This is a genomic window from Herbivorax alkaliphila (assembly GCF_030848475.1).
GTDB lineage: Bacteria > Bacillota > Clostridia > Acetivibrionales > Acetivibrionaceae > Herbivorax.
Genome location: NZ_JAVDDS010000074.1, coordinates 1 through 10,189, shown reverse-complemented (window position 1 = coordinate 10,189; position 10,189 = coordinate 1). Strand labels below are relative to the sequence as shown.

Genomic DNA, 10,189 nt, shown 5'->3' with positions numbered 1-10,189 from the left:
TATATTCTTGTCTCATATTGATATTGTATCAGTATTTATTCTTTACTACAACATATATTGTGAAAAATGCTTACCTATTGGCAAGAGCGTCTTTCATCCCACGGCTAAAGCCGGCAAGTAAAGATGGGTTTTCAGACGCTATTTTTTATAATATTTTAGATAAACTGCTTCCATTATCATCAGAAAAAGCTTTTCTTCCTCCTACTGCGACCAAATTACACGCTCCATCAGTTAGCTCATAGGTATTGATTTGAATACTTTTCACATTTTTATCTAACTTAAAATCATAAATTGGTTGTTTGATGTTTAATCCAAGTAACTTTGCGATATTTTCTTCTTGTTCTGATATTTGTGCCTTTTCTATATGCATATCCGGTTTATTAGCTGTATTGCTACACGCCATTACAGATCCTATCATAACAATAGAAATGATGCCAGTTACAATTCTTTTCATATTCATTTCCTCTCCTCTCTTTGTATACATTAATATATCTCAACTTATATATTAGTACTCTTTATTCGATCTTTGACTGAGTGACATAAGCAGGCATTACATAACATGAGCATATAACTACCCTAACTCAAAAATCACTATTACCAGTATATATCCATTTAAGATATAAGTCTATTGGTTTTTTTATCACTTCACAGAATATGGAAATAAACAGATGTTCTTTTGCAAGTCTTCTGGAATTCCTGCCATTGTTACACTTCCACCCAAAATACTGCCTAAAATAGCTGCTTTAGTATCAGTATCACCACCACATTCAATCATTTCTATAATACTTCTTCTAAAATCCTCCTTATAACTGAGCCATGCATGAATAACTACAGGAACAGTATGATATATATCCGCTAATTCCTTTTTCTAATCCTATCCGTAATACATATTCCTTAGAATTTTCTTTATTGTAAATACTATTTACAACATCTTCAATTAGCTTAAGAAACTCCATGCTTTCATAACCTATAAGAAGTTTTTTTAATCCCTCATGAAAACTTGAAGGCTCTACTCTATTTTGGGTACTAGCAACAAAAGCAGCATATGCAATGGTTAGGCGGAACGTAAGTTTATATATGTCCTGAGACAAAGTATATTTCTTTTTCTCTTTTCATCTTTATGTAAATTGCATCTTCTTTTGTCTAACGCCCTAACTATTTAGCTCTAAAATCAAATCTTTGAAATATTTTTCTATTTGGTAAAGGATACTTCTTATCTAATATGCAAGAATAGTTTATTTTGTCCAATGATTCTATTAACTCAGTTTTATCAATTTGATGATGAACTTTTTCCACTTTTTCAAAAGCATTAATATACGGGGAATCAGATACAAATTCATCACCCAAATTTAGCTGTATGACAACCGAAATATATTTAGGGCATATTTTTTGCATATGATAAACAAATGCTTTACATCCTATGTATTCAATAAACAAATTAGCTATTATCAAATCCACTTTTGGCAAACACACAGATAATTCTGTTAAATCCAAGCATATTTCTTTAAAATGCCTGCCAAGATATGAATATCGCTGTCTACATGTTTTTAAAAATTTAGAATTAATATCAACTCCATAGACTATATCTATTTTATTAGTATCAATATGCTCTAGACCATTTCCCCCTGCGACTCCAAGAATCATAGGGGTTAAAATATCGTAGCATTTTAACTGTTCACACATTATTTTATTTAAAGTTTGTAACTGGTATACTGAATCCAAACTCATGTGCTTCTCATATATGTCTAATGGAATCTCTAAAAACGGATTAGTCATCTAAAAAATATCCTCCTTTGACTCAAATAATAAGCCTGCCAAGGTTTTACATGAAAATAAGTAACTAAGATTATATGAATTCTTGCTTAGCCTATAGATAAAAGTTTCTTTTATTTATAATTATTTTTCATTAAGCCATTGTATAAATCCTGTTTTGTCTTTGTTATTGTAACCTGCTCTTTTGTAAAAATTTAAAGTTGATTCCTTTTTTGTTCCTGTCAACAACATAATTTTATAGCAATTTTCAGATTTAGCAATTGTTTTTGCAAAATTTAGTATTGCTGTTCCATATCCTTTTCCTCTAAAATCTTCTTTAGTAATTAGGTAGTGTCTTAACTTTTAAATATGTTATTATATTTAATCCAAAAATTTTTTTAGTATAAATGAAAAATGTCCAACTTTTAAGTCCTCTTAATACAGCAAACACTTTAAATATACTTTTCCTCTAAACATTAACGAGTTTTGCACCTATAAGCTCACATGTTTTTCCTCAAGGGAATATTGTCAGGATTACAGGTAATGAATATTTTTTCAATATCAACTCCAGCTGCTTGTGCTCCTTGTGCTATATAATTTTTGCAGTTTTATCAATTCATCAAAATTAGAGGATTGTATTAGCTTAAATATCTAAGATTTTTTTCATAGGCATAAACTTTAGTCCATATTTTTCTTGCATTTTATCACTAGGTACAAAACCCATTCTTTCATATATATTTATCGCATATGGTGAAGAATTTACAGTAAGTTCTTTGGCACTAGAATTAGCTTGTAATATTTCTGTTGATGCTATTTTTAATAGTTTTTTTGCAATTCCTCTTTTGTGATGAGTTTTTTTACAAATAACAGTGAAATATGTGTAATATTCATGAAAGCTAGGACTCCAACAATAGTATTATCTTCATAGCAACAGCATATTTTAGCACTACTATTACTTACTGTATTTGCTAATTCTTTAGGTTCTATAAAATCCTTAAAGGTTCTAATTCCCTCATCAGAATAGTCAGGTGCTTCAAATTCGCTAAAAACCTCCCATACAAGGTTTGAAACTTCATTTTCTTGTCCTAGTTTGAATTCCCTATATTCCAAATCTGTTTGAACCAGTTGATACTACAGTGCCATCTTTTTTTAGACCAACAATAGAGGTAGCTGCTGATATGGCAACAATATCTTCCCATTCTGATGTATCTATTGTTCCTGAATAAGCATAAACATTACAGTCAACAGTACAATCTTCTTTTAATCCAGCCACATAACCTCTTGCATCTGCAACTGACACAATATTTCTCCAACCCATTAGTGCTTTAGTACCATCTTCATAACCAGGATAAGCTTTATATACAAATCCGTCATTAGTAACTGCAGCAACAACAGGCTTTGGAGTATGAATATTCTCTTTATTCACTGGTGTTGGAACTTCTGATAATTTAATTGGTTCTTCTGTATTATAACAACCTGAAGACAAACTAAATATACAAATTAAACATAAATACAAAGTTATTTTTTAAAAGTTTAATTCCCACATGATATATCAATCCCCACTTTCTAAGAAAAATCTCAATTTATCTCATTATACAATGAATTTAGGTATTATTTCAAACTTTTTAATAATATCTTGCATTTAAAATCAAGTCTTCTAAATATTTTCCGTTACATCTATTTGTTCTCTCATAAAACAAATAGATATACTGTGAATTGCACACACCATTATGCATATGTATCGGGTTGGATGCATTTAGGGAAATAAGACAAAGCTCATTGACATTGCCAAAATCATGTAAGCATAGGTTAATATTTTTAAAATGACTCTCGGCTTTACAATAGGTTTTCTTCTAGTGGAAGAGTAGGCCTTATATTTGCGGGTTCGTTGGTACTCGCATTTCCTATTTTAATACAATAAAAAGAACTGCTACACAACTAATTTACTCAATTAATTGTGCAACAGCCCCCTTTGCTTTACCTAAATCCGTCACATGTTTGACTAGTCAATTAAACCTGCTAAATATAAAGCATTATAAATGACCTGTAAGCCTTCTTCATGGGTGATGTTTTGTTTTGGTCGTAATGTTCCATCACGATAACCATTGTATACACCTAAGGCTACAATATCCCTCATATCCTGAGCCCATGTAGATATTGAATCTAGATCTTCAAAAGCTGACACATCATTTACGATGGTTTCTAGTACTATGAATACCCTAGCGTTTGCAATCATCACACCCATTTCTTCTCTTGTGATGGTACGATCGCCTTTAAAAGTGCCATCTGGGTAGCCCATAATAATACCTTTTTCCACCAATGCGGCAATGGCTCGATTGACCGATGTATCCTCAGACACATCTTCCAAACTACCATCTGGCATTTGACCTTCTAATCCTAATGCATTCACTAGGTAAACAGCAAAATCTGCTCTTGTCATGTCGGCTGTAAGATCAAAATCATCCACATTGGATATAACCATTCTAGATGCCATATTATTAATCATGTCCTCTGACCATCGTCCTTCTACAGATGTTACAACAACATTATGATGGATAACCGCATAAATTGAATTGTATAGCGAACTGACAACTGCATAATATTGATCATTCTCAAAAACAACTCGAGTCGGTACAGCTCTGAACGTGCCATCTGGATCTAGCACAACCCCTGTTGTTATATCTTCTGGATCAACACCTTCTGGTAATGCAACCTTTATAGTTACAAATGAACCAAAATCATTGTAAACGGTTGACTCCCCATCCTTTATAATTTCCGTTTTAACTCTAACGGGTTCAATCACAAGATCAACACCCATTTCATTAGCAACGTCTTGTATCTGTTCTATATCTTCAGCACTTGGTACGGATACTCGAATTACAAAATCATCCATATCATCAATGTCTTCTAATACGTCTGCAGGAATGTGATACGTAAAGCCTTCTGCTCGTATTTCTAATCCAGCACCTTTATCTATCCTTAACTATTAATATTTCTGACTAATTAAAATATACGATAGTGGTATCCCTTTATTATCCAAATCACTAAACATACCAGAAATATCATAATCGAATTCAATCATTTTTTCTACATGCATATTGTTTTTGATTATTGAGTTTAGTATAAGTGAAACTGTATGCGAATAGCTATAAAATGTCTTTGAATCATAAGCTTTATTAGTCATGTACCCCATACCATTGTCTTCCACCCACGGTTCTTTTCGAAAATATGAATATTCAATTTTGCTTGGATTTTTTTCATCATATTCTTCTTCTCCATTAAATGCTAACATATTTGTAACTGGATGCATTTCATTAATTATTAATCTACCATCTTTTTTTAAACACAGAGATACTTTTTTGAAAAACTCTGAAAGATCTTCAAACCATGTTAGTGCTCCTATGGTGATAAAAATATAATCAAATGTATCATGATACTTTTCGTCAATTTTACAAATATTAGTAGATACGAAAGAACAATTAATTCCCAATTCTTTAGCAGTGCTATTTGCAAAAGAAACCATGTTTTCAGCAATGTCGAATCCAACTCCATAAGAAGCACCTAATTTCATAAAAGAAAATAGTTCACGTCCATTATTGCAACAAAATTGAGCTATTGTTTTGTTTTTAAAATCATATTTGATTAATTCGTCCGCAAGGACTTTCTCAATAAATGGCAATTCTTCATTTTCCAATCGATATTTTATATCTTTCCCCCAGTCTTTAGAACGATTATCAAAAGCTTCTTCCCAAGCTTCTTTATTGCTCATAATATAATCCATATCATTTCTCTCCTTTGAATTTTTTATCAAACTTCATCTATTCCTGCAATTAAAATTAGACATTTTTGTATTTTGAGCTTTTTTGATTTCTTTCAAAATCACTTACTTTTTAATTTTTGAAAACATGCCTTCAAACTATTTGGGAAACTTAGATTAGTGTGTATATTTGTAACTCTTCTATTAATTTCCTTCTATTTAGAAAATATGCTTGCACGGTTTAGTTTAACTTCTGAATATTTTATTGTAATCAATAATTCTTCTATACCAGCAATAAAAACTACTATGAGTATAACCAATATAATAATATCATTTTTTGTAAATAAAATAATTAAAGGTAAAAAATACAATAAAACACCTGCTATTTTATTTGCTATGGTATGAACAAAAACAATTTCTTTGTATTTTAATTTAGTCAATAATATATTTAATAAACGAATAAAAGTTATAGCTATTACTGCTATCTTATAGTTAATAATAATTGTAGAATGTAGCTTTATAATTATAAAAACCAATATTGTGTAGAAAAAAAGATCCGCAAGTGAATCTAATCTTGCACCCAGCTTACTTTCTATCTTAAACTTCCTTGCTATAAAGCCATCAAGTATATCAGTTAAACCTATTACAAAATAAAGTAAAATAAAACCAACCTGATAATTTATAAACAAAATTAATAAAACAGAACATATGATTCTTAGTATAGAAAGTATATTGGGAATATATTTTTTCAATGCTAGTCTCCTTTTTATGTAACTTACATACTCCCTTATCTAACGGCCATTATGCAGTGATTTCAGCCAACTTATAGGATTGTATGTGAAGTAGTAAATGTACACCTAGTAGCAAGTTTAGGCTATACGGTTAATTAAATTGCTCATTTAGTTTGTAAAACCAATCTATTTTCTTCCTTTCTTTAGGTATCTTCTATATCACCATTGCCACATTTTATTGAATATCTGTTTGTCAACTTCCTAGATTGTTTCTTGCTTTCCCCATCGTTGCACAAACTCTGACATTCTTATAACTCTTTTCACTGCAAAATTTTTGAACAGCTTTATCTACTCCATTAGCATCACCGACTAATATATTATAATTATTGTCCATGATATCATTAATTTTGTGAATGACTAATTTATCAAGCCTACTAATAGCTCTTGGTCCAGCAATAAATATGTTCACACTTAACTCCTCCTTGTTTTTGTTAAAGCCAGTACATAAATATTGTCAACATTTATATCTTCAATCAAAACTCTTACTGCTTCATTCATAGATGCTCCTGAATCGTACAAGTCATCTACTATAAGTACATTTAGCTTTCTGGTAAAATCTCTATTCCTTATCATAGAATGTGATACTTTACCCTTATTATCTGAATTTTTAGATTGATTTCTTTAAATTTTACTTAAATAATCAAAACAATGGTATACACCTAATTTATTTGCTAATTCTTCTGCTATAACATCTACTGGCTGATACCCTCTATCTTTTTTTGATGGCGACATAGGTACTATAACATCAACATTTAGTTTTTTGTCCATAATCTTACAAATAAAACTATAAGTTTCATTATATCATAAATTATCTCTTTATTGTGTGTATATTTAATTTGTATAACAACTCACCTAGTATACTTCTTGTTGTATCAAAAGTAGAATACCCATATTCATTGTCACCTACATATTCACTTGATATACTATGTAAGTCAATTGCATATCCGTCTTTCCAATTTCCGAAAATTTTAATTGGCTTCCTTTCCATTAAATTCCTCCTAGTACCATCTGACTAAACCAAGTTTGCAGCTAACTAAATATTTAGAACCTTTTTTGTTCAAATGGAAATTTGATTACATATGATATAAATTCCCAATTAAGATTTTCATAACAGCCTGATGTTATATCTGGTCTTTCGGATTTCCTGTAGATAAATCGCCTTTTTATTATTCCCCAAAGACAAATCCATAAAGAAAAATCAAGAAAAATTACTGTGTCACTTGCTTCTAACCTTACATCCATTGTATTTATATAGTTTCCATCAATAATCCATGATTCCAAATGAATTATTTGAGTTAGCTTTTCTTCTAACTCTTTTATTGTAATTAATTTCCATCCAGCCTTCCAAAACAATTTATCCATTTCAACAAGTTTTGTACCTATTATACTCACATGTTTTTTGAGGCAACATTATCATTATTACAAGTAATTATCTATAATAACAGACAATCTAGTGTTATTTCACATACCGCTGTTTCAGCTGCTTAGGGCTAATGCCTTTTACGGGTGAAGTTACTGGAACTCTCTATATATAATCGTGCACTTTTGAAAGTCAGGGGAAAAATCGGCAGCACACTCTTAATTATTCCTCATAAATATATCTAATTAAATCTTTGAGCCATGGATAATTCATTTTAAATTCTTTAGAGTTATCATCCCACATCTTTTCAAAGCATTGTCGTGATAGTGTCCATTCCGGATAAAATGTTTTATATTTATCCATAAATTCTTTTTTGGCACCAATTACAGCATAGTCTTCATGAGATATTAGAATACCAAAATCCATATTTTCTGAATAAACTGCATTCTCCAAAATCAACTTCATTTTGTGATATTCTTCAAATTTATCATTTATACTTCCATTTAATAAATCCATTTTATAATAATGATTAGTATATTTTCCTGCTAGTTCAGACTCATCTAGTTCAATCAAATCATATCCTTCTATTTCTGAAAAGTAAATTTTATTTATACCTAATTCTTTACATGTCTTTATCAATCCATAAAATTGGCTTTGTTTCAGACGATAATTCTCCACAGGGCATAATATAATTTTATCTGTAAGTGAATCACAAAAAATACCTCTCTCTTTTCCAAAAGGATTAGTTGTTTTAAAAGTATTATCTATTAAGGTTTTTATCTTCACTAATTTTTTTCTATCATTAATTTCTCTCATATCAATATTCTCCGTTTGTTATAATAGTAGTAAAAAAGCTACTACTGCTAAGCCTTTTGACATTCTCTTATATTATCAAAAATTTCATATCTCAGGATTTTTTAATACCTTTGAAGCTTTACACGTCACTATTTTACCATTTTTGCACCTATACGCTCACATGTTTTTCTCAAGGGAATATTACAGGAATGAATAAATATTTTTGCTACACATGAATGCACGGTTGAACTAAACCGCTTACGCGGTGGCTGTTGTTTGTTTTGATTTTAAGTAAATTATATACAATTATACTATATTTTCCTTTAAAATAAAATCAAATAATTTAAAAGGAGAGTGGCTATTATGACAAATAACAAAGCATTTGAAAAATGAGACAAAGGATGGAACTTAGAGGTTTTGTCTTTATTAGTGTACATAATCATTCAACTCTTCATCTATAATACTATATAGTTCAGGTAACCATTCTATATTTATATTTTCTAATTCAATTTGATTATTATCTTTTCTAAAATCATACGGAGCTATAATTACTTTAGTATTATCAATTCCAGCCTTTACAACAATGTAAAATAATTCTTCAATAGCATCATCTCCCATAGCTAAACAACCAGCCGATACATTACTTCCATGTATACATATATCTCCTCCAAGGTTAGTTCGATTATCATTTTTTGCATTTTTTTTGTCATATTTATTTGGATAGTCTATTAACATGGCTAAATGAAAATAACTATTAGGGTTTAATCCAATAATATTATAAACACCTTCCGGAACCTGTCTATCACCTTCTTTTAGTTTAGGACCACTCTCTCCGCTTAATCCCAGTATTGGATATGCCTTAACATATATCCATTCATCATTTTCACTTACCCATAATTCCATTTTTTCTTCCTGCTTAAAAGAAACAAAAGTTATTTTTTCAGGAGGAAAACTTATATTGGACTTATCAAAATACGGTTTCAAATTTTTATGAACATTATCATGTGTAAGATTTATTATATCAGTAATTGTTCTTTGACCTTGTGAATGATAATATATTGTTTTTAAATAAGGTCTAGCTATAACAGCCAATATAGTTGCTAAAAATATCAGGATAAATAATGCTATTAAAAGTAATTTTTTTGTTTTAAACATATTAATTCCTTTCATATTACTTTTATTAATCTTATTCTAAGCCTCCACCTTATAAAGGTGGAGGCTTAGACTTTAAATATAATTATATCATATTTAAAGTCCATAGAATGATTTTTTTATAACCAAATATTTTCTAAATACAATTTAAGCAGAAGGTTTAAATTATTAATCATTAATAATCATCATTTCCCATTAATCTATTTCAAAATTTAAATAGACAATACTTTTCCCTCTCTGTCAAATACAATAACACTTGCACTACATTAAAAAATAGGTTTTGCCAAACTAGTTTTCTTATCTCTTTCATACTATTTTGTCACAATTTTTTACTTACCAATAATATATTCTTCCAGTCCATCACTTGCCATGTAATACCAATCATTAAAAGTATTCAAAGTAAACTTATTGCTACCCATATAATAATTTATATCTACCTTTGAACCTTCTTCGTAGCTTAACATTATAATATATTCTTTACTTTCCATATCTTCATTCCTTACAAGATATTCATTATACGTTATTGCATCATTTAAAATAGAAATAAAATTTTCTACATCTTCTGAATCTAATAATTGTTTT

At 29.7% G+C, this 10,189-nt stretch carries 15 protein-coding genes and 3 pseudogenes; all 18 read right to left on the bottom strand.

The genetic code is table 11. From position 1 onward, the window contains the following. Positions 1-145 precede the first annotated feature (145 nt). Complete coding sequence (locus RBH29_RS16540) at positions 146-484, bottom strand: hypothetical protein (protein WP_306698106.1); 339 nt, start codon at positions 482-484, stop codon at positions 146-148. A 156-nt stretch (positions 485-640) separates the two neighbouring features. Further along, a complete protein-coding gene (locus tag RBH29_RS16535; protein ID WP_306698107.1) occupies positions 641-826 on the bottom strand; it encodes an ADP-ribosylglycohydrolase family protein in 186 nt (61 codons plus the stop codon). After that, the gene (locus RBH29_RS16530; RefSeq protein WP_306698105.1) at positions 804-1,091 is read right to left on the bottom strand and encodes a hypothetical protein; all 288 of its coding nucleotides are present in this window, start codon (positions 1,089-1,091) and stop codon (positions 804-806) included. The genes RBH29_RS16535 and RBH29_RS16530 overlap by 23 nt, the downstream gene beginning before the upstream one ends. 64 nt (positions 1,092-1,155) lie before the next feature. Then, the gene (locus RBH29_RS16525; protein WP_306698104.1) at positions 1,156-1,776 is read right to left on the bottom strand and encodes a class I SAM-dependent methyltransferase; all 621 of its coding nucleotides are present in this window, start codon (positions 1,774-1,776) and stop codon (positions 1,156-1,158) included. Between the two features lie 120 nt (positions 1,777-1,896). Continuing rightward, positions 1,897-2,100 (bottom strand): annotated as a pseudogene (locus RBH29_RS16520) (GNAT family N-acetyltransferase); the annotation flags it as partial. A gap of 295 nt (positions 2,101-2,395) precedes the next feature. Beyond that, positions 2,396-2,862: pseudogene (locus RBH29_RS17920) on the bottom strand (GNAT family N-acetyltransferase). Beyond that, entirely contained in the window at positions 2,852-3,238 is a 387-nt protein-coding gene (locus RBH29_RS16510) for a hypothetical protein (protein ID WP_306698102.1), read from the bottom strand. The pseudogene RBH29_RS17920 and the gene RBH29_RS16510 overlap by 11 nt, the downstream one beginning before the upstream one ends. 516 nt (positions 3,239-3,754) lie before the next feature. Further along, positions 3,755-4,555: an S-layer homology domain-containing protein gene (locus RBH29_RS16505; protein ID WP_306698100.1), complete on the bottom strand. Its 801-nt coding sequence runs from the start codon at positions 4,553-4,555 to the stop codon at positions 3,755-3,757. Between the two features lie 183 nt (positions 4,556-4,738). After that, positions 4,739-5,533, bottom strand: a complete 795-nt coding sequence (locus RBH29_RS16500; protein WP_306698099.1) for a class I SAM-dependent methyltransferase — start codon at positions 5,531-5,533, stop codon at positions 4,739-4,741. A 191-nt stretch (positions 5,534-5,724) separates the two neighbouring features. Continuing rightward, on the bottom strand, positions 5,725-6,261 hold the full coding sequence (locus RBH29_RS16495) for a CDP-alcohol phosphatidyltransferase family protein (RefSeq protein ID WP_306698098.1): 537 nt from the start codon (positions 6,259-6,261) through the stop codon (positions 5,725-5,727). A 232-nt stretch (positions 6,262-6,493) separates the two neighbouring features. Beyond that, positions 6,494-6,709, bottom strand: coding sequence for a hypothetical protein (locus tag RBH29_RS16490; RefSeq protein ID WP_306698097.1), 216 nt, complete (start codon positions 6,707-6,709; stop codon positions 6,494-6,496). Between the two features lie 2 nt (positions 6,710-6,711). Further along, a pseudogene (locus tag RBH29_RS16485) lies at positions 6,712-6,906 on the bottom strand (hypothetical protein); the annotation flags it as partial. Positions 6,907-6,921: 15 nt separating this feature from the next. Then, positions 6,922-7,068 carry a hypothetical protein gene (locus tag RBH29_RS16480; protein WP_306698096.1) on the bottom strand — a complete coding sequence of 49 codons (147 nt, stop codon included), beginning with the start codon at positions 7,066-7,068 and terminating at the stop codon, positions 6,922-6,924. A 40-nt stretch (positions 7,069-7,108) separates the two neighbouring features. Continuing rightward, a complete protein-coding gene (locus RBH29_RS16475; protein ID WP_306698095.1) occupies positions 7,109-7,288 on the bottom strand; it encodes a hypothetical protein in 180 nt (59 codons plus the stop codon). Between the two features lie 53 nt (positions 7,289-7,341). Beyond that, positions 7,342-7,692 (bottom strand): P-loop NTPase family protein, encoded by a 351-nt coding sequence (locus RBH29_RS16470; RefSeq protein WP_306698094.1) that lies wholly within the window; start codon positions 7,690-7,692, stop codon positions 7,342-7,344. Positions 7,693-7,882: 190 nt separating this feature from the next. Next, positions 7,883-8,476 (bottom strand): hypothetical protein, encoded by a 594-nt coding sequence (locus RBH29_RS16465; protein WP_306698093.1) that lies wholly within the window; start codon positions 8,474-8,476, stop codon positions 7,883-7,885. Between the two features lie 405 nt (positions 8,477-8,881). Continuing rightward, positions 8,882-9,625: a L,D-transpeptidase family protein gene (locus RBH29_RS16460; protein ID WP_306698092.1), complete on the bottom strand. Its 744-nt coding sequence runs from the start codon at positions 9,623-9,625 to the stop codon at positions 8,882-8,884. 311 nt (positions 9,626-9,936) lie between these two features. Beyond that, positions 9,937-10,189, bottom strand: a 253-nt coding sequence (locus tag RBH29_RS16455) for a hypothetical protein (RefSeq protein WP_306698091.1), incomplete at its 5' end; no start/stop codon positions are given.